The organism is Demequina sp. TMPB413 (assembly GCF_020447105.2).
Lineage (GTDB): Bacteria > Actinomycetota > Actinomycetes > Actinomycetales > Demequinaceae > Demequina.
On record NZ_CP096184.1, the window covers coordinates 1,338,168 to 1,356,904 of the forward strand.

At 65.6% G+C, this 18,737-nt stretch carries 17 protein-coding genes; 7 read left to right on the plus strand and 10 right to left on the minus strand.

Annotation, left to right across the window (positions count from 1 at the left end):
* Position 1: 1 nt before the first annotated feature.
* The 4 genes from LGT36_RS06485 to mraZ all read right to left on the minus strand — a co-directional run bounded on the left by LGT36_RS06485 (position 2) and on the right by mraZ (position 3,902).
* Positions 2–1,675 (minus strand): penicillin-binding protein 2, encoded by a 1,674-nt coding sequence (locus LGT36_RS06485; protein ID WP_248642186.1) that lies wholly within the window; start codon positions 1,673–1,675, stop codon positions 2–4.
* A 287-nt stretch (positions 1,676–1,962) separates the two neighbouring features.
* Positions 1,963–2,355 carry a hypothetical protein gene (locus LGT36_RS06490; RefSeq protein ID WP_226095666.1) on the minus strand — a complete coding sequence of 131 codons (393 nt, stop codon included), beginning with the start codon at positions 2,353–2,355 and terminating at the stop codon, positions 1,963–1,965.
* Positions 2,352–3,323 carry a 16S rRNA (cytosine(1402)-N(4))-methyltransferase RsmH gene (gene rsmH / locus LGT36_RS06495; RefSeq protein ID WP_226095665.1) on the minus strand — a complete coding sequence of 324 codons (972 nt, stop codon included), beginning with the start codon at positions 3,321–3,323 and terminating at the stop codon, positions 2,352–2,354. Before rsmH ends, LGT36_RS06490 begins: the two co-directional genes overlap by 4 nt.
* A 114-nt stretch (positions 3,324–3,437) precedes the next feature.
* A complete protein-coding gene (mraZ, locus tag LGT36_RS06500) occupies positions 3,438–3,902 on the minus strand; it encodes a division/cell wall cluster transcriptional repressor MraZ (RefSeq protein ID WP_226095667.1) in 465 nt (154 codons plus the stop codon).
* 193 nt (positions 3,903–4,095) lie between these two features.
* Between mraZ and LGT36_RS06505 the strand changes: the two genes are divergently transcribed.
* From LGT36_RS06505 to LGT36_RS06515, 3 genes are read left to right on the plus strand one after another with little or no spacing between them, the layout of a single operon-like run.
* Entirely contained in the window at positions 4,096–5,127 is a 1,032-nt protein-coding gene (locus tag LGT36_RS06505; RefSeq protein WP_226095664.1) for a MoxR family ATPase, read from the plus strand.
* A 2-nt stretch (positions 5,128–5,129) separates the two neighbouring features.
* Positions 5,130–6,404, plus strand: a complete 1,275-nt coding sequence (locus LGT36_RS06510) for a DUF58 domain-containing protein (RefSeq protein WP_226095663.1) — start codon at positions 5,130–5,132, stop codon at positions 6,402–6,404.
* A complete protein-coding gene (locus tag LGT36_RS06515; protein WP_226095662.1) occupies positions 6,401–8,614 on the plus strand; it encodes a transglutaminase domain-containing protein in 2,214 nt (737 codons plus the stop codon). Before LGT36_RS06510 ends, LGT36_RS06515 begins: the two co-directional genes overlap by 4 nt.
* On the opposite strand, the gene LGT36_RS06520 is transcribed toward LGT36_RS06515, so the two are convergent.
* The 3 genes from LGT36_RS06520 to LGT36_RS06530 form a co-directional block, all read right to left on the minus strand.
* On the minus strand, positions 8,559–8,939 hold the full coding sequence (locus LGT36_RS06520) for a DUF3040 domain-containing protein (RefSeq protein ID WP_226095661.1): 381 nt from the start codon (positions 8,937–8,939) through the stop codon (positions 8,559–8,561). The genes LGT36_RS06515 and LGT36_RS06520 overlap by 56 nt on opposite strands.
* A 193-nt stretch (positions 8,940–9,132) precedes the next feature.
* A complete protein-coding gene (locus tag LGT36_RS06525) occupies positions 9,133–9,336 on the minus strand; it encodes a cold-shock protein (protein WP_226095660.1) in 204 nt (67 codons plus the stop codon).
* A gap of 143 nt (positions 9,337–9,479) precedes the next feature.
* On the minus strand, positions 9,480–10,394 hold the full coding sequence (locus LGT36_RS06530) for a PAC2 family protein (protein ID WP_226095659.1): 915 nt from the start codon (positions 10,392–10,394) through the stop codon (positions 9,480–9,482).
* Between the two features lie 138 nt (positions 10,395–10,532).
* Between LGT36_RS06530 and LGT36_RS06535 the strand changes: the two genes are divergently transcribed.
* Positions 10,533–12,725 (plus strand): AAA family ATPase, encoded by a 2,193-nt coding sequence (locus LGT36_RS06535; RefSeq protein WP_226095658.1) that lies wholly within the window; start codon positions 10,533–10,535, stop codon positions 12,723–12,725.
* A 75-nt stretch (positions 12,726–12,800) separates the two neighbouring features.
* On the opposite strand, the gene LGT36_RS06540 is transcribed toward LGT36_RS06535, so the two are convergent.
* A complete protein-coding gene (locus LGT36_RS06540; protein WP_226264683.1) occupies positions 12,801–13,601 on the minus strand; it encodes a matrixin family metalloprotease in 801 nt (266 codons plus the stop codon).
* 56 nt (positions 13,602–13,657) lie between these two features.
* Here LGT36_RS06540 and serA point away from each other — a divergent pair, with 56 nt between their 5' ends.
* Together serA and LGT36_RS06550 are read left to right on the plus strand one after the other, a co-directional pair.
* The gene (serA, locus tag LGT36_RS06545; RefSeq protein WP_226094816.1) at positions 13,658–14,863 is read left to right on the plus strand and encodes a phosphoglycerate dehydrogenase; all 1,206 of its coding nucleotides are present in this window, start codon (positions 13,658–13,660) and stop codon (positions 14,861–14,863) included.
* A 44-nt stretch (positions 14,864–14,907) separates the two neighbouring features.
* Positions 14,908–16,965: a DEAD/DEAH box helicase gene (locus LGT36_RS06550; protein ID WP_226264682.1), complete on the plus strand. Its 2,058-nt coding sequence runs from the start codon at positions 14,908–14,910 to the stop codon at positions 16,963–16,965.
* Here LGT36_RS06550 and nrdR read toward each other — a convergent pair.
* The gene (nrdR, locus tag LGT36_RS06555) at positions 16,962–17,474 is read right to left on the minus strand and encodes a transcriptional regulator NrdR (protein ID WP_226094648.1); all 513 of its coding nucleotides are present in this window, start codon (positions 17,472–17,474) and stop codon (positions 16,962–16,964) included. The genes LGT36_RS06550 and nrdR overlap by 4 nt on opposite strands.
* Before the next feature lie 67 nt (positions 17,475–17,541).
* On the minus strand, positions 17,542–17,841 hold the full coding sequence (locus tag LGT36_RS06560; RefSeq protein ID WP_226094649.1) for a LysM peptidoglycan-binding domain-containing protein: 300 nt from the start codon (positions 17,839–17,841) through the stop codon (positions 17,542–17,544).
* 189 nt (positions 17,842–18,030) lie between these two features.
* Between LGT36_RS06560 and lexA the strand changes: the two genes are divergently transcribed.
* Positions 18,031–18,735: a transcriptional repressor LexA gene (gene lexA / locus LGT36_RS06565; protein ID WP_226094650.1), complete on the plus strand. Its 705-nt coding sequence runs from the start codon at positions 18,031–18,033 to the stop codon at positions 18,733–18,735.
* Positions 18,736–18,737 lie beyond the last annotated feature (2 nt).

Sequence of the window (18,737 nt, forward strand, 5' to 3'; positions counted from 1 at the left end):
GTCACTCCCAGGTGATCGGGTAGCGCGTCACATCGCCTTTGGTCGGCGGCACGCGCAACGTCTGCAACGCAAAGGTTGCCACGTCCTTGAACACAGGAGCCGCCGTTTCTCCTCCCCAGATCGACGACGCCGGGTCGTACAACACGACCGAGACCACGATCCTAGGGTCATCTGCCGGCGCAATACCGACGAATGAGGCGACGATGTTGTTGAGCGCCCCCGACTCGTCTGGAGCCTGCGCCGTTCCGGTCTTGCCAGCGACCAGGTAGCCGTCGATTCTTGCCTTGGGCGCGGTACCTGACTCGGTGACTTCAACGAGCATTCCCATGATCGCGTCGGCCGTTGACTCTGAGACCACCCGGACCGGCTCGGCGTTGTCGCGCTCGGTGAAGGCGCCGTCTGCGCTCTCGAATCCCTTGACGATCGTGGGCGATACTCGCATGCCGTCGTTGGCAATGACGCCATAGACCTGTGCCGTCTGGACCGCTGTCACAGCAACGCCCTGTCCGTACATCGTGGCGTACCTGGTGATGCCGTCCCAGTCGTCCCATTCGCCGAGCAGTCCCGCCGATTCGTTGGGCAGGCCAAGGTTGGTGGGCTCGCCGAGGCCGAAGGCCCTCATGTACTCGTACCGGGTCTCATCGCTCATCTGCTGACCCACTTGGATGGTTCCCGTGTTGGAGGAGTTCACCAGGATCCCCGCGAGCGTCAACTTCAGGTCAGGGTGCTCGTGCGAGTCGCGAAACACGCGATATTCGGTTTCGTAAGCGTAGGGCGCGACAAATTGCGATGTGGGCGTCGCAACGCCCTCCTCCAGCGCGGCCGCCATGGTGATGGTCTTGGCGGTCGACCCTGGCTCAAACACGTCGGAGACGGCGCGTGAGCCGCGCTGGTTCGACGGCGTGGCGCCCGGGTCATTCGGGTCCACCGAACCCGAGTCTGCAAGCGCGAGAATCTCGCCCGTGCGACTATCCATGACGACCACTGTGCCCGCGCGCGAGCCCGTCTCGGCGAGCGCTTGGTCGAGCACTTCCTGCGTGTAGTACTGGATGTCGCGATCGATCGTCAGGACGACCGTGGAGCCGTCGACGGCGGGTGTCTCGCTGTGCAGGCCCGTGGGAATCATGGTGCCGTAGCGGCTGCGCTCGTAGGTTTGGGAACCTGCCGTGCCGGTCAGTTCTTGCTCGTACAGCAACTCCGCGCCTGCCATGCCGACGGCGTTCAGGTTCTCCCCGTCCTCGGCCATAAAGCCAATGACGTTCCCAGCGATATCGCCGTTCGGGTAAAGCCGCTCTGGCGTCGCCTCCCACGTGATGCCGGAGATGCGCTCGGCCCTCACCAAGGCCAGTTCCTCGGCGGTGACGCCCTTCGCGAGGTACACGAACGTCTTGTCTCCCACCAGATCGGCCGCGAGTTCGGACTCGTTCAGGTTCAGGATCGGCGCGAGAATGCGGGCAGCATCGAGCGGCCCCTCCGCGAGAACCTTTCCCTGTTCCTTGCGCTCCCAGTCTGCAATCTGGACCTGGTTGACTGAAATGTTGTAGCGCTCGACGGAGGTCGCGAGCACTACCCCGTTGCGGTCGACAATGTCGGCACGCGCTGGCGCCACTTGCGCAGTGACGAGGCGTTGCGCGAGAGCCTCCTCCGCCAACGGCGCCGCATTGATCAATTGCACGTCGACAAGTCGCGCCACAAAGACGCCGAGGAGCAACAACGACGCGACCGACAGAACGGACTGCCTGCGTCCAGGGTCGCCGACGCGCGGCGCGAAGGGACTGCGCCGCTCTGGGGGGCGAACTGGAGCGCGGCGCGCGCGTTGAGCTCTCGCGCCGTCACGAGGAGCGGGACGCGGGGTCGCGCCCTGCCGGGGCGTCGTGCCCTGCCGTGGCACGCGATTGCCCGTGGCACGTGGACGCTGCGGTGACGGTGGGCGCGGCCCTCTGGGGCTGTCTGGAGGCGCCACTATTGACCGCCAGCCTCGAGCACCTTGCCCGATTCGAGGGTGACAAATCCCAGCCGCCCTGCGGGTTGCATCCCGAGGTCGGTGGCGCGCTGAGCGAGCGCCTCTGGCGCGGCGTTTGCCTCGAGTTGAATCAGGGCGGCCGCGCGCTGCTGGTGCAGTTGTGCAATCTCGATTTGGATGTCACGTGCCTCGTACGAGCCTTCTGCCATGGCCGTGTTCAGTACCAGCACCGCAGACAACGCCGCGATGACGATGCCGACGCACAGCCAGGCAAAAGGCGCGATGCTACGTGCGTGGTCAGGAGTCGCGACCGCGCGCAAGTGCGGTGCGCGCGGAGTGCTCGCAGGAGCCTGTGCGGGGCGTGCCTGGGACCGGAGTGGTGCTGCGCTCATGCGGCCCTCCTGGGTGTCGCCCTCGTGCGTTCGACCGCACGCAGGCGCACCGGCTTGGCGCGCGAGTTGACGTCGATCTCCGACTCGGTGGCCTTCTCCGCTCCTCTCGTGAGCAGCCGAAGGTACGGCTGCGCCTCGTCAGGAACGACTGGCATGCCAGGCGGAGCGGTGATCTCGGTGCCGGCAGCGAAGGCGTGCTTGACGATGCGGTCTTCCAGGGAGTGATAGCTCAACACCACGATGCGGCCGCCGACCCTGACGGCGTCAATCGCGGCCGTGAGGGCGCTTTCGAGCACGTCAAGCTCGCTGTTCACGGCGATGCGCAACGCTTGGAAGGTGCGCTTGGCTGGGTTGCTGCCAGGTGTGCGCGTCGCGGCGGGGATGCAGGCACGCACCAGGTCGACGAGTTGCTCGGAGCGCTCGATGGGGTCGCTCTCGCGCCTGCGCACGATGGAACGCGCGATCTTGCGGGCGAACCTTTCCTCGCCGTACACGTGCAAGATGCGCGTGAGTTCGTCCTCGCTCGCGGTTGCCAGGAGTGAGGCTGCCGTCACGGGGTCTTCGCGATTCATGCGCATGTCGAGAGGCGCGTCTTGAGCGTAGGAGAAGCCTCGGTCGGCCTCGTCGATTTGCAGGGAGCTGACGCCGAGGTCGAAAAGGATCGCGTCCGCACGTGTCGCACCCGTCAGCGCCAAAGCGCCCGCGATGTCGTCATACGTCGCGTGGTGCGCGAAGAAACGATCGCCTGCGGCGCTCAGACGCTCGCTCGCGAGGCCAATCGCCTGGGCGTCGCGGTCGATGCCGACGACGCGGGCTTGGGGGTTCGTCGCCAGCAGCGCCTCGGTGTGGCCGCCCATGCCGAGCGTCGCGTCGATCGCGACCGCGCCTGGTTGTTCGAGGGCGGGTGACAGCAGCTCGACGCAACGGTCGAGCAAGACCGGCGTGTGCCGGAAGCTCGCTGTACCCATGTGCCCTTTCCCGTCCCGATACCGTCTCGATGCCGCGTCCTGGGGTCTCCCTCCGAACCTCTGACGGGGGGAAGTCCGTCAGAGCGTTTCGGGAGGAGGCCTCACGACGCGGCGCTACATGTCGTTCAGCAGCGACTCGGCCGTTGCCGAGTACGCCTCCTCGCCCTCTGCGAGGTAGTTCTCCCACGTGGCCGCGTCCCACACTTCGACACGCGATCCCATGCCCACCACCGCCACGTCCCTATTGAGCGCGGCATACTCCCGCAAAGGCGCGCTGAGCAAGATGCGCCCTTGCTTGTCTGGCACGTCGTCCTGGGCATGGCCCAGGAAGTTGCGCAAGTAGTCGCGCGCCTGCTTGTTCTCGAGCGGAGCCTTGCGCAGGCGGTCGTGAACCTGCATGAACTCGTCGACGGGGAACAAGAAGACGCAACGGTCGAGGCCACGAGTGGCCACGAGGCCGGACGCAAGCCTTCCCCTGAACTTCGAGGGAAGGATCAGCCGGCCCTTGTCATCGAGTCGAGGCGTGAACGTGCCAAGGAAGACCCCTGTAGGTCCCAGGCCGTGCGTCAATTCCGACACCACGGCTCACCTCCTCGCGCCACGACTCGCCAGTTCGCCCCACATTACTCCACTTCTCTCCACAATTCTGATGGATGTGGCGAATTTCTCATCCAGACGCAACGTTTAGGCAGGTAGACACGTCGACACGCGGTGGAGGGACATTCTTCAAACATCTTCGTTTAGGCTCATGGGAGACACCAAAGGAGCGTTCATGAGCCAGTCCCTGCCCACCGAGGCCGAACTCGCCGAAGTCGCCGAGGTCACCACCCGCATGCGCCAGTCGATCGGTACGGTGCTGTCGGGACTCGATCAGGCGGTCACCGCGACGCTGGCGGTGGTTCTCGCCGAGGGTCACTTGCTCATGGAAGACGTGCCTGGCGTCGGAAAGACGACCCTCGCGCGGGCGCTCGCGCTGAGCCTGGACTGCAGCGTCGGCAGGCTGCAATTCACTCCGGACCTCTTGCCGTCAGATGTCACGGGCGTGAGCATCTTCCGTTCCGACGACCACCGCTTCGAGTTTCGCCCAGGCCCGATCTTTGCCAACGTGGTGATCGCCGACGAGATCAACAGGGCGAGCCCCAAGACTCAGGCCGCGCTGCTCGAGTCCATGCAAGAGCGCGCCGTCACGGTCGACGGGCAGACGCGCGCCCTGCCCCGCCCCTTCGTCGTGGTCGCGACCCAGAACCCGATCGAGATGGAGGGCACCTACCCGTTGCCAGAGGCCCAGCGCGACCGCTTCATGGCGCAAGTGTCGATCGGATACCCATCCGCACGCGATGAGATGGTGATGCTCGACAGCCACGATGGCGTCGACCCGCTGACACAGGTCCGACCGGTGACCGACACCGAGACCCTCGCACGCCTGATTGCGGTCGCGCGCAAGATCTACGCCGCACCGGCGATCAAGCAATACATCGTCGACCTTGTGTCAGCAACGCGCAACGATTCCAGCTTGCGGCTCGGAGCCTCACCCCGAGCGGCGCTACAGCTGCTCGCCGCGTGCAAGGCCCGGGCGGCGATGGCCGGTCGCAACCACGTGTTGCCTGACGACGTCAAGGCGCTCGTGGTCTCTGTCCTCGCCCACAGGCTCATTCCGAGCACCGAGGCGCGGCTCGCAGGGCGCACTCCCGCGAAGATCCTCAGCGAAGTCGTGGCGCGCACTGCGGTGCCCACCGAGGCCCGCGACCTTCCTCCCCGGCGTGAGCAGGCAGTGTTCCCCGGAACCCGCGTGACTGCGGTCTAGTCATGGCACCGCGGCCCTCGTCCGACACCGTCCTCACACCGCGAGGCATCGGCCTCGCCGCGGCGGGCGTCGTGGTCGGCGGGCTCGGCGTGGGACTCGCCACTCCGCCCCTCGTGTACGTCGGGGTGACGATGGTCGCTTCGGTGGCCGTTGGCGGTTTGTGGCTGTTGCTCTCGATCAACGGGTTCTTGAGCAGATTTCCTTTCGCCCGCCGCGAGGTCGTGCCACATCCGCTGACGGTCGGCGTGCCAGGACGAGTCACCGTCACGATCAGTTCCACCGCCGGCCGAAGGGGCGGAGCCCTGAGGCGTGCACTTGCGGAGTCGCTAGATATTCGGGAGCAAGCGGCCGCGGAACTCACCGGCGGCCTGAGCACCAAGGCCACGGTGAGCCGCACCTCCGAATCCTTCTCCTTGACCTACTCACTCCTGCCTTCTCGCCGGGGCCGGTGGCCGCTCGGACCAGCGTTGATTCACTCGGCCGACCCGCTCGGGATGATGCATGCAGATACCTCGGTCGGCGGCGAGGAGCTCATCCCCGTCTGGCCCTTCGTCGTCGACCTGACGGCGACCGCAGGCGTCCTCATGGGCCAGGCCGACAGAGTCGTGCTCGGTGCGCGCAGTCCGTCACCTGACGACGCAGCTCTTCGCGACTACCGCGAAGGCGACGATATGAGGCGCGTCCACTGGCCGTCGAGCGCCCGCAAAGGCACCATGCTCGTCAGGTCAGACGAGCGCGCCGGCAAGCGTCCGGCAACGGTGCTCCTGGACCTTCCGCGCGAGTCCGCTGCGCTAGAATGGTCCATCTCTGCGGCGGCCTCCATCGGCCTGTCTGTGCTCGATTCTGGGCACCCCGTGCGCTTCTTTGGCGGTCCGCTTGGCCCGGAGCACATCAACCACATCGGCAGAGAACACCCCCAGAGCGGGCGCTCTGACCTGCTCAACAAGACGGTTGATCTCACCAGACCGCCATCAGCGGCCATGGGGACTGCGTGGTTGCTTGCTGCCATCAGGCGCACGTCTGAGGGCGTCACCAACGGCGAGGTCATCGTCGGGGTCTTCGAACCGCTGAACGCCGAGTGCCTCGAGGCTCTCGTACCGCTTGGCGACGCGGGTCGAGCCTGGGCGATCGTGCGCGGCGACAGCGACGACGATGAGGCTGCCCAAGAGACGGCCGCCTCGCTTCGGCGCGCAGGTTGGCGCGCAACGACGGCCCACTCGCGCTCCGACATCGACGCCGTGTGGAGCACGCTCCTGACTGCCGGAGACATCGCATGACCCCCCGCGCGACCGCCGCCAGGTCGCCGTGGTACGCCACGCCCGTCGTCGCCATCGGGATCTTGCTCGGACTCAACGGTTTCTCAACGATGGTGACGTGGGGTTCGTGGTTCCCCACGGTCGTCGGCCTCGTGAGCATCGTCGCTGTCCTGATCGTCGTGACCAGACTAATCTCACGGTCGCGCTTCTTGCCGACGCTCGTGGGGGCCACAGTCGCGCTCTTGGTCAGCATGCCAACTTTCGCGAGAGACGACGTTGGCAACCCCCGGCTCCTGCCCACGCCGTCGGCGCTGCGGAACCTTGCGACAACGGTGGGCGACGGCGTCCACGAGGCGGCAACGACGGTGGCGCCAGCGGAGATGACACGGCCTCTCGTGGCACTGTTCATGGTCGGCATCTTCGCGGCGTTCCTCCTCGCCGAACACCTGGCGGTGTCCTGGCGCTCCGCCGCGCTTGCAGGCCTCGTGTTGCTCGCACCGTGGATGCCAGCCGTCGTGCTTCAACACAGGGTGTCAACCTCCGCGCTGTTGGGGGCTATCGCAGCATGGGTACTCCTCTTGGCACTGACGACCCGCCACACGGGGTCCTTCACGTCCTTTTCCCCGTGGGCGGCCGGTTCCGCCACGATTGCGACCGTCGCCCTTGTTGCCGTCGTCGCTCCCACCGCGCTCGGCGCCAACGGATGGGGCTCGATCCCCCGCTTCGCCACGCCCGAACAGTTCGACACCACGTCCCGTCTCAACCTGGCGCTCGACCTGCGCAACTCCCTCACCGCGAATAGCTCCTCTCCCAAAATCGTCTACTTCACCGAGGGAAGACGGCCCGACGCCTTCCGCCTGTACAGCCTGATCGACTTTGACGGCACGGCCTGGAGCCGGCCTGACGCGGACACGCTCCAGCGAGTGCCGCTCGACGAGGGCGTCCAGTGGCCGACACCCGTCGACAATTGGGGCACCACGGAACTCGACCGCGTGAGCGTTCAGGTGCTCTCCCAGGCCGAGAGCAGCCTGCCGCTGCCGACAGCCCCTCGCTCAGTGATCGTGAACGACGACTGGCAGTACGTCCCGGCACTCGACGAGGTGAGGTCAGACAACGCCACGACGCGTGACCTTGGCTACGAGTTCGTGGCCGACCTCGACTACTTCACCATCGACGGTCTCAAGGGCCTCGGCGATGCATCGAGCCAAGACAGCGAGCTCGATCCCGGTCACCTGGCGCTCGCAGACAGCATTGACGTCGAAGGCGTCCGTGAGGCGGCCCTTGAGGTCGTGGGCGGAGCCTCCACACGCTACGACAAGGCTCTTGCGCTCCAGGAGTTCTTTAGGAACACCCAGGACTTCACCTACGACACCTCAGTGCTCCCTTCTGGAGACGACTCCATCTCCCGCTTTTTGGAGGATCGATCGGGGTATTGCGTCCAGTTCGCCTCTGCCATGGTGATCATGGCCCGCACCTTGGACATCCCCGCCCGCCTCGCCATCGGCTTCTTGCCAGGCGAGCGCGGCGCCGACGGCGAGTCGATCATTACCGGCGCCAATGCGCACGCGTGGCCTGAGTTGTATTTTGCGGGAGCCGGCTGGGTGCGGTTCGAGCCGACTCCCGCCGTTCAGACAGGCGCGCGACCCGCCTATGCGGACCCCGCCGGAGCGAATCCGCTCAACACCATTGACGAGTTCCCCATCCCTGGCGGGCTGCCAACAACTGCTCCCAGCTCGGCCCCTGAGCCCGTCGACACTCCGGGCGCGGGCGCTGAACCGGACGAGTCCTCCGCCCCTGCCTGGTGGTTGTGGCTCGCGGTCGCAGCAGTGATCCTGAGCGCCGTCGTCGCATGGCAACTACTCCGTTCGAGGCGAGTCAGTGCCGAACGGGTCGATGACCCCGAACGTGTCTGGGCCTGGCTCCTTGCGCGACTGCCGCAAGGGCTCGCATGGCCGAACACTATGACGCCGCACGAGAGCGAAGCACACCTGCGCGCGAACCTCCTCAAAGAGGAGGTGTTCCTGTCATCGAACGCCGATCACGCCTTCTCGCGTCTGGTCGTTGCGGTGTCCGACCACCGCTATGCGCCCCATGGGGCTACGGCCTCCATCGAGAGTCTCTCGGAGGATGCCCGTATCGTCGCCGACGAAGTTGCCGCCTCAAAAGACGGGAACGCTACAGGTCGCCGCTCTCGCGTCGGCGCGCCAGGCGCTCCTCGACTCGACGCATGAACGGCTCCTTTGCCGCACGCTTCTTGCCCGCCTGACCTGCGACGCCGCGAGGCTTCGCGGAGGCCGGCTGGCGGCGGGGGGTGAAGATCGCCCACATCGCTGCCGCAATCATCAGGGCAAAACCTGCGATGCCGACCGGCACGATTTGAGCCACCGCGCCCACGAGCACCACTCCGAGGCCTGCTATCACGCCGAGGGCACCCGCGACAATGCGACCGCGCTGGTGAGGCGCACGCGCCATCGTGCGCCCCAATTTGGGGTCGGCACCGAGGTCGCGCTCAAGTTGATCGAGCACTCGCTGCTCGTACTCCGACAGCGGCATCATGACCTCCCTCGACCCTCGTCGTTACTCCTAGTGTAATTCCGAACGCAGCGGACGCCTACCCCACCGCGTACAACCTGCGTGTCTACGTAACGACTAGCCTCCCACGCTGTGTTCCCGCACTCTCACCGCGTCAGGACATGACAAAGCCGCCGCCCCCTTGACGGGAACGGCGGCTCGTCGCGATGCGACACCCTTAGAGGGCGCGAACCTGCTCTGCCTGCGGGCCCTTCGGACCCTGCGTCACCTCGAACTCGACGCGCTGCGCCTCGTTGAGGGACTTGAAGCCATCGGTGACGATCGCAGAGTAGTGAACGAAGACGTCAGCGCCTCCGCCATCCTGCGCGATGAAGCCGTAGCCCTTTTCCGCGTTGAACCACTTAACGGAACCTTGTGCCATGCCTGTAATTCCTTGCCTAGAGATGCCCGGGACGGGAAGCGGGGCGCTTTGCCCTGCTCGTCGCCGCAATGCCTTGTCCCGTGCCCCCTAAGAGGCAGGTCGTGCACACTACGTAATCGCAACCACGCTAAGCATGCCACGAATTAGTCATTCGGGGGGAAATCTCGGCGTTGTTGGGCAAGAAATCTTTCAAACTCGGCCCCGAGCTCGTCTGCGGTGGGCAACGGCCCGTCGACCTCGATGCCATCCCTGCGGGCCGCTTCGAGCGCTTCGTACTGCGTCTCGAGGGTCTCTACCAGGGCTTGGACCTCTTCGGATTCCGCCATCTGGCGCACGATTTCGCCGGTCGCCACTTGGGCGTCGTCGTCCAGCCGGGACGGCTCAAGGGACAGGCCCGTGAGCCCTTCCACCTGGGTCAGGGCATGCTGAGCCGCTTGCGGCAAGGAGGACTGTGCCAGGTAGTACGGCACATGCACGGCGACGTTGACGGCGTCGAGCCCCCACTGTCCAAAGCGGTACTCCAACAGGTTTTGAGCGGAACCAGGAACCGTGACAGTCCCAAACACGCCAGGAGAGTCGGGCAACAGGTCTTGACGAGTTCCGTGCGTCGTGGACCCGATCGGCTTGGTGTGCGGCACACCCATGGGGATACCGTGTGCTCCGACCGTCAGCCCCACCCCTAGGCGCTTGACGGCGTCGCGGACCGACGCGATGAATGCTTCCCAACGGATGTCTGGTTCGCTGCCGTGGAGCATCAAGAAGGGCCGATCCTCGACGTCGCGCACCATGTCGATCGCGAGATAGGGCTCGTCGTAGTCGGTCCACTCGTTAATCGAGAACGTCATCTCCGGGCGCCGCGAGCGGTAGTCGAGCAAGTCGTCGATGGCAAAGGTGACGATCCGAACGGGTTCGGCAGCGGCCATCACGTGGTCGCGAATCAGCAACCCCACCCTGCCAGCGTCGACGAAGCCGCGCAGCGATTGCAGCAGCACCGCTTGCGAGCCTGCAGCGGACGCCCACTGTTCCACTCCATCGTTGTCCCACGTCATCAGTGCCATGTGATCACTGTGGCATGCCCTCGCGCGCGAAGAGTGCGATATCGCGCCCCGCGAACGCTGAGGCTTTCTCAATCACTGACAGGCGTGGGATGATGGTCTACTGCCCGCGGGAGTCGCGGGCGAGGTGAAGGGGCTTTCATGCACGACGAGTCCACCGTCACGGCGGGACCCGGTCTGGACGCAGAACAGAGCGTCGTCGACACTCTCTATGCCAGGCTCGATGCACTCAGGGACGAGGCCAACGTCCGCCTTGTCGAGGTACGCCGCTCTGGGCCCTCAGGCTCGCCGCAGAACCGCTCCGAGCGCGACGCCTTCGCGACGCTCTATGAGGACCGCATCGCGCAACTCGACGCCGTCGAAGACCGTCTCTGTTTTGGCCGTCTCGACATGGCGTCACGTGAGCGGCTCTATGTAGGACGCATTGGCCTGTCAGACGAAGAACACGTGCCGCTCCTCACCGACTGGCGAGCCCCAGCCGCTACGCCCTTCTATGCCGCGACCGCCGCCCACCCCTCTGGCGTGATCAATCGCAGGCATCTGACGACTCGCGGACGCACCGTGATGGCGGTGGAAGACGACGTGCTCGACGTCGAGGCGCTGCGGGCGTCAGGCCAAGAGGAGTCGCTCGCGGGAGAGGGCGCGCTGCTGGCGGCCCTCGACGCGAAGCGCACAGGCCGGATGGGCGACATCGTCGCCACGATTCAGTCGGAGCAGGACGCCGTCATCAGGGCACCCATGCAAGGCGCGCTCGTGGTGCAAGGAGGACCTGGCACGGGCAAGACGGCCGTGGCGCTCCACCGCGCTGCCTACCTGCTCTATCACCACAGGGACTTGCTCGAAAGACGCGGCGTGCTCCTCATCGGGCCATCCACCTCGTTTCTTCGGTACATCGACCACGTCTTGCCATCGCTGGGAGAGACAGGCGCAGTCTCGACCACATTGGCTGGGCTCGTGCGCGGAATCGGGCCAACGGTTCGCGAGGCTGACGACATCGCGATGCTCAAGGGCCGCGCTGACATGGCGGGCGTCATCCGCGCTGCCGTCCGCGAGCGCCAACGCGTGCCTCGCAAGGATCAAGAGTTCCGTGTCGACGGGCGGCCGGTGGTGCTCAAGCGCTCGGACGTGCGCGAAGCGCAATCGCGCGCTCGCCGCGACGGCAAGCCTCACAACGAGGCTCGGGCTGCCTTTGCGAAGGAGATGATCTCTCGCCTCTCGCGCCAGGTCGCCGACTATTTGGGTCCCGAAGTCGAAGAAGCCGACCGCAAAGAGATCGCGCGAGACTTGCGCGACGACAGGGACATCCGCGTGGCGATCAACCTGTGTTGGATGCCGATCACGCCTGTCGCGCTGCTGAGGGACCTGCTATCCAAGCGTCACCTGCTCGACGCTTGCGCCTCGCGTCTGTCTGTCGTCGAGCGTGACCTGCTGTCCAGGGAAGCCGACGCCCCGCTCACCGATGCCGATATCCCGCTCCTTGACGAAGCGGCAGAACTCCTGGGCGAACTGCCTCAGGCAGCCGCGCCCAAGCAGGATCGCAAGGCGGAGATTCAGTACGCCAAGGAAGTACTCGAGTCTTTCGGCGCCTCAAGCATGATCAAGGTCAGCGCCGAGATGCTCGCCGACCGCATGCAGGCGCCCACGTTGCACCGCTCAGTGGCGGAACGTGCCGCGGAAGACAGGTCGTGGACATACGGCCACGTGGTCGTTGACGAAGCTCAGGAACTCTCCCCCATGGCCTGGCGGATGCTCTTGCGGCGCTGCCCCTCGCGCTCCTTCACGATCGTCGGCGACGTGGCCCAAACGTCGTCCCCTGCCGGCACCCGCTGGTGGCCGGAAACGATGGACCCCCAGTTCCAGTCCGGCTGGCACCTTCGCGAACTCACGGTCAGCTATCGGATTCCGGCGGCTGTCGCTCAGGCTGCGCAGAGTTTCGCCCGCGCGGCGGGGCTTCCCGTGAGCGAGATCAGCGCTGCGCGCGAAGTCGACGACGCCGTGATGATGGTTGCGGTGACGCATTCGTCGGGCGTGGTGGCGGGGGCGCTTCGTACGGCAGCAGATGAGGTGGACTCGCTCGCCAAGCGAGATGGAGGCTTGGTCGCGATCATCGCGCCGAACCATTTGGTCACCGCCTTGACCGACGGCGCGCCAGAGGGCGTCGAGGTGCTGACGGCGCGCGACGCCAAGGGACTTGAGTACGACGCCGTCGTGATCGCGAGCCCAGCCGACATCGCCGACGTCCCTGCCGACCTCTACGTCGCCCTCACGCGTCCCACGCGCAGACTGGTGCTCGTCCATGCGGGAGAACTGCCCTCGGGGCTCGTGGCGCTTTAGCCCGGCGTGCCCCGTGGCGCGACGATGAACGTTCGCGTTGCGGGGCGCTCTGTGCCGCTGATCAGCCCGGCAGGCTCAAGGCTTCTCGCACTGGCCGGCGCCTGCGGCCGCTAGCCCCGCCAGGTCGCCAGGTCCCCACGTGACAGTGGACGTCACCGCAGGGAACATCAGTTCGCTCTCATCGTTCACATGGTCGAGGCCGACCACGTGCGCGAGTTCGTGCATCACCAATGCCTTCGCTCGCGACCGATCCGCTTCGTCATTGAGGTCGGCCGGGAAGTCGTCAAGATCCAAGAGCACGGTTCCCGACCTCAGATACTCGTCGGTGCCGTACGCGCCTCGCGTCACCATGGGACCGCCCACGCCAGACGTACTGCCTGCCAGATCGGCGGACTCGGCCTCCGTGCTCCAGCCAACCATCACCGGTGCCCAGCGCCATCCGTCGTCGTTGACGAGCGGTTCGCGATCGAAAGTGGCAGGCGTCCCTGTCAAGCCACCGCCGTCCCACACCAAGCCGGTGTGGACTTCAATCTCGCCGACCGCTTCCCGCACCACGTCAGCGGCTCCGGCAGGCATACGATCCGTCGATATCACCCACCGGATGGGGATGCATGGGTCGTGGAGCACGTTGCCGTCAGCGGCAAGGTCGCGCAGCGCCCACTCGCCCGACGTCTGGGCAGTGACCACCGGCGCCAGTCGCTGAGGTTCTCCCGTGACGGGCGGAATCCTTACCGTCTGCCCATCCATGATCAGTGCGTTTCGATCCTCGCCCCAGTGAGCAAGGTCGGCAGGACGGACTCCGGCCGCATAGAGCCCGGCGATGCCGAGTCCCGCGGTGACGAGCGCGATGGCAACGAGTCTGGCTGCGGCTTTCACGTCTCAAGGTTCCCATGGTGGCGCCAAGTTGGTAAACGGGTCACAAGTGCGAGACCATGACCTCCGTGCGCGCACTTCTCCTTGAAACACTTCATCCCCAGGCCACCGAAATCCTCGAAGCAGCCGGCGTCGCGGTCGAAAACCGCGCTGGCGCTCTTGACGAAGACGAACTCATCGAGGCCCTCCAAGGAGTCCACCTTCTTGGCATCAGGTCTAAGACCCAGGTTACTGAGCGCGTCCTGAAGGAAGCCCCCGATTTGATCGCGGTGGGCGCCTTCTCGATCGGCACCAACCAGATCGATCTCGCTGCCGCGGCCAGGAGTGGCGTCGCTACCTTCAACGCGCCTTTTTCCAACACTCGCTCCGTGGTCGAGATGGCCGTGTCCGAGATGATCTCGCTGACGCGCCGCTTGCCAGATCACAACCGCCAGATGCACGCGGGCGTGTGGTCAAAGTCGGCGATCGGTGCTCACGAGATCCGCGGTCGCACACTGGGCATCGTCGGCTACGGCAACATCGGTTCGCAACTATCAGTCATCGCCGAAGCACTCGGCATGAACGTCATCTTCTTCGACAGCGCTGAGAAGCTCGCGCTAGGCAATGCCACCAAGATGCCGACTCTCGAGTCGCTCTTGCGCGAGGCTGACATCGTGACCCTCCACGTCGACGGCCGCTCGGGCAACTCCGGGTTCTTCGGGCGTGAGCAGTTCGAGGCCATGAAGCCTGGCGCTCTGTTTCTCAACCTGTCACGAGGCTTCATCGTCGATATCGAGGGCCTCAAAGACTGCCTCGAGTCCGGGCAGATCGGCGGAGCAGCCGTCGACGTCTACCCGGTGGAACCGAAGACAAAGGGCGACCCTTTCTCCTCCCCGCTGCAGGGCTTGGCCAACGTCATCTTGACGCCGCATATCGGCGGATCGACGGAAGAGGCCCAGCGCGACATCGGCATCTTCGTCTCCACGCGCCTGCGCGACTACGTGCACCATGGTTCGACGTCGCTCTCGGTGAACTTGCCGAACCTGTCCCTCGACCAGCAGCAGGGCTCGCACAGGATCGCGCACCTGCACGTCAACACACCGGGTGTGCTCGCCGCGGTCAACCAAGTCTTCGCCGAGCACGGCGTCAACATCGAGGCGCAGATGCTCGCCACCCGTGGAGAGTTGGGTTACGTGGTCACAGATGTGGCAGCAGGAATCACGGACGACGCTGTTGTCGCCTTGTCCGAGATGCAGGCGACTGTTCGTCTGCGGGTGTTGTCATAAACGCCAACGGAGTACCTTTCGCCAATCTTGCCCTGCCAGAAGAGTTGCTGAAGGCTCTTGCGCGGTTCGAACTGACCACGGCGTTCCCCATTCAGTCGGCGACCATCGCCGACGCGATGGCTGGGCGCGACGTGTTGGGCAAGGCGCGCACCGGCTCCGGCAAGACACTCGCTTTTGGCTTGCCGATGCTGGCACGACTTGCTGGCGTCGATAGGCCTGCACCGCGTCGTCCCCTTGCGCTCGTCTTGGTGCCCACCCGTGAACTGGCGATGCAAGTGGGGGACGCTCTCGAGCCCTACGCGCACGCGCTCGGCCTCTCGCACCGCCTGATCGCCGGCGGCCTGTCGATGTCAAAGCAGATCGTGTCGCTCGAACGCGGCGTTCACATGCTGGTCGCGACTCCTGGACGACTCAGCGATCTCATGCGGCGCGGCAATGTGGACCTCAGCGAAGTGATGATCACCGTCCTCGACGAGGCCGACCACATGGCGGAAATGGGCTTCGCCGAGGAGATCACAGAGATCCTGGACACCACCAGGCCCGACGCCCAGCGGCTCCTATTCTCGGCCACCCTCGATGGGGTGGTCGACACCCTGGTCGCGCGCTTCATGACCGACCCCGTGCTGCACGATGTGACCGACGGCAAGGATGCGCCCAGCCAGCGCCACGTGGTCCTGTCGGTGCCTCCTCATGAGAAGTACAGGATGGCAACCAGGATCGCGGCACGAGAAGGCCGCACGCTGTGCTTTGTCCGCACCAAGCTCGCCGCCGACAGGGTCGCGGCCGACATGCGTTCTCAAGGGGTGCTCGCCGTTGCGCTGCACGGCGACCGCGCTCAAAACGAACGCAACTTGGCGATGACCGAGTTCCGTGCGGGCCGGCTACCCGTGCTCGTGGCGACGGATGTCGCAGCGCGTGGCATTCACGTCGACGCCGTCGACTTGGTCTTGCAGATCGATCCGCCGGCCGACTACCGCGACTACACGCACAGGGCTGGGCGCACGGGTCGCGCTGGAGCTGACGGGCTTGCTGTGCTGCTCTCGCTCCCGCACCAGCGCAATGCCGTGCAGCGCATTCTCGACAATGCCGGGATCGACGCGGAGGAGGAGTCCTTCCGCACGATCGACGCCAAAGCGCTTGAACGCATCGACCAGCTCACCGGCGCCCAGGAGCCACACGGTGTTCCCGTGGACGAGCCGCTTCCCGCAGCGCGTTCGGAACGCCCCGGGAGGGGTCGCCGAGGTGAGCGGCCGAGCGCTCGCGGCGAGCGTGTGGGAGCGCGCAGCGATAGGTTCGCCTCGCGTCCTTCTTCGCGTCCGGCAGCCCGGCGCGACGACTCGAGCTTCGACCGCGAGCGGCTGACCGCCAAGGAGCGCGAACTCATTGCGCGCGAGCAGGCGCTCGCTGAACGAGAGCGACGTCTCGAGCAGGCAGAATCGCAAGGGAGCGGCTCACGCTCAGCTGCGACAGAGTCCTCGAACCGCAGCTCTTCCCCCCGCGCCTCTTCGCCACGCACCTCTTCCGCCAGCAGCTCTTCCACACAGCGCCCACCGCGCAGCGGGGCACCCACGCACCGTCAAGAGCCGACCCGTGAGTCCTACGGGGCGCCTACGCACCGTGATCCCCGCGGACCTGACCGCAAGCCCTACCGGGGCAAGCCGGACGACAACCGCTCAGATCGCGCGGCTCGCGACGACCGTGCCGAGCGCAAGCCCTACCGCGGCAAGCCGGACGACAACCGCCCCACTCGCGCGCCCCGCCCCGACCGCCCCAACCGCGCGCGACCACAGCGCGAAGGCTCGAACGACCGCGGACGCGACGGCGCCTCGAAACGGTGGACGGACAAGGCGGCGGATCGCCGCTCCCCTGGTCCGACGCGTGCTGAACGACGCGAGCGCGAGTTCGCCCCGCGCGACAACGAGGCTGCCGCACGCTTTGGCGACGATTTTGACCCCACCCGCACTCCGCGCAAGCCCCGCGCCAAGAAGAGCGCAGATGGCAAGAAGTCCAAGGGCTCAACAGGTAGCTCGAGCAGGCGCGGCAAGCCGCGCATCAAGGGCTCTGACAAGAAATCCGGTCCGAAGAAGCCCAAACGGAACTAGTCCGCTGCCGGCCCCCCTGAATCGAGGTTCTGGGCGTCGCCGGACGGCGCTGCTGCCGCACCGGGGCCTTCCGACCTCAAGTCGGCTATCGCCCTATCGAAGTCATCGAGGGTCGTGAAGGCCTGATAGACACTCGCGAATCGCAAGTAGGCGATCTCGTCGAGCTCCCTGAGCGGCGTCAAGATCTCAAGACCGATGTCGAGCGCGTCAATCTCTGCCTGCCCCGACTCCCTGATCGACTCCTCAACGCGTTGCGCGAGCAGCGCGAGATCATCGTCCGAAACGGGTCGGCCTTGGCAAGCCTTGCGAACCCCCGAGATGATCTTGCTACGCGAAAAGGGTTCGACAACGCCGGACCGCTTCACGACCGATAGCGAGAAGGTTTCCACCGTGGAGAACCTGCGACCGCAGCTGGGGCACTGACGCCTGCGGCGGATGGCGGAACCGTCGTCGGCCGTGCGGGAATCAATCACGCGGGAATCTGCGTGCCTGCAGAATGGGCAATGCATGGCACTACTGTGCCACGTCACGACCGATAGCCGCTTCAGCCAGGAACTTCGATCAGCGGTAAACGGGCTAACCGTAGATGGGAACGATCAGTTGATCGCCCTCGCGGATCGATGCCGACTCCATCACGTTCATGCTCTTGACGGTGGCAACGGTGTCCCGCACATTCCTGTCCGCGGGGGTGATCGACTGGGCAATGGACCACAACGTCTCACCCTGGGCAACGATGTGCGTATCAGTCGCGGCAGGCGCACCGGCCTCTTGGGCGAAGGCCTGTGGGGCCATGGCGAAGGCGATTCCTGCCAGAGTCGTCGCGACAACCCATCGGCGGACCCTCACTGCTGGGGTGTTCACCACGCGAATCGTCATGTCAACTCCTCCTTCGAACACTTGTTCGTAGAACGTGTGTTCTATTCTTAACACATGCGGCCGACACGCCGCAAGAAAAATCGAACATGTGTTTGATTTCCGGGGCCTCGTGCCCTAACGTCAAGACCAAGGCAATCACCGGGGTCTGACACACACTCCGGCGCACAGCACACCGGCCGGGAGGACCCCATGTCAGGCGAGGATCGCGACGCCACCATTCACGAGTTCCCCATGCCAGGTGGGGGCGTGACCGACCGTCAACGGCGGATTCTTGAGGCGATCAAGGAGTCGGTGGCCAACCGCGGCTATCCCCCGTCCATGCGGGAGATCGGCGAAGCGGTCGGGCTCAACTCCAGTTCCTCTGTCAAGCACCAGTTGAGCGCGCTCCAAGCAAAGGGCTACCTCCGTCAGGATCCTCACCGTCCGCGTGCACTTGAGGTGGTACTGCCGGAAGAGATCGCAGACGATGCGCCCTCATTGCCCGTCGTCCCATTGGCACCGCCATCCGCGACGGACGGCCGCGTGGTCGACGTGCCCCTCGTCGGACGCATTGCCGCTGGCGGTCCTGTCCTTGCCGACCAACAAGTCGAGGACGTCTTCGCGCTACCGCGCCAACTGACCGGCGACGGCGACCTCTTCATGCTCAACGTCTCGGGTGACTCGATGATCGATGCGGCCATCTGTGATGGCGACTGGGTCGTGGTGCGCCGGCAAAACACGGCCGAGAATGGCGACATCGTCGCGGCTCTCCTGGACGACGAGGCGACCGTCAAGACGCTGCGGCGCAAAGACGGCCAGGTGTGGCTCATGCCGCACAACCCTGCCTACACGCCTATCGACGGCACTCACGCCCGGATCATGGGCAAGGTTGTCTCGGTGATGCGCCGCCTCTAGGC

What these genes read in the sequence shown, in the direction of transcription:
- rsmH (WP_226095665.1), bottom strand. Translation starts at nt 3,323, where the DNA reads ATGGGTACAGCGAGCTTCCGGCACACGCCGGTCTTGCTCGACCGTTGC.
- lexA (WP_226094650.1), top strand. Translation starts at nt 18,031, where the DNA reads ATGTCAGGCGAGGATCGCGACGCCACCATTCACGAGTTCCCCATGCCA.
- LGT36_RS06530 (WP_226095659.1), bottom strand. Translation starts at nt 10,394, where the DNA reads ATGGCACTGATGACGTGGGACAACGATGGAGTGGAACAGTGGGCGTCC.
- LGT36_RS06510 (WP_226095663.1), top strand. Translation starts at nt 5,130, where the DNA reads ATGGCACCGCGGCCCTCGTCCGACACCGTCCTCACACCGCGAGGCATC.
- serA (WP_226094816.1), top strand. Translation starts at nt 13,658, where the DNA reads ATGACCTCCGTGCGCGCACTTCTCCTTGAAACACTTCATCCCCAGGCC.
- nrdR (WP_226094648.1), bottom strand. Translation starts at nt 17,474, where the DNA reads ATGCATTGCCCATTCTGCAGGCACGCAGATTCCCGCGTGATTGATTCC.
- LGT36_RS06560 (WP_226094649.1), bottom strand. Translation starts at nt 17,841, where the DNA reads ATGACGATTCGCGTGGTGAACACCCCAGCAGTGAGGGTCCGCCGATGG.
- LGT36_RS06515 (WP_226095662.1), top strand. Translation starts at nt 6,401, where the DNA reads ATGACCCCCCGCGCGACCGCCGCCAGGTCGCCGTGGTACGCCACGCCC.
- LGT36_RS06535 (WP_226095658.1), top strand. Translation starts at nt 10,533, where the DNA reads ATGCACGACGAGTCCACCGTCACGGCGGGACCCGGTCTGGACGCAGAA.
- LGT36_RS06520 (WP_226095661.1), bottom strand. Translation starts at nt 8,939, where the DNA reads ATGATGCCGCTGTCGGAGTACGAGCAGCGAGTGCTCGATCAACTTGAG.
- LGT36_RS06490 (WP_226095666.1), bottom strand. Translation starts at nt 2,355, where the DNA reads ATGAGCGCAGCACCACTCCGGTCCCAGGCACGCCCCGCACAGGCTCCT.
- LGT36_RS06525 (WP_226095660.1), bottom strand. Translation starts at nt 9,336, where the DNA reads ATGGCACAAGGTTCCGTTAAGTGGTTCAACGCGGAAAAGGGCTACGGC.
- LGT36_RS06505 (WP_226095664.1), top strand. Translation starts at nt 4,096, where the DNA reads ATGAGCCAGTCCCTGCCCACCGAGGCCGAACTCGCCGAAGTCGCCGAG.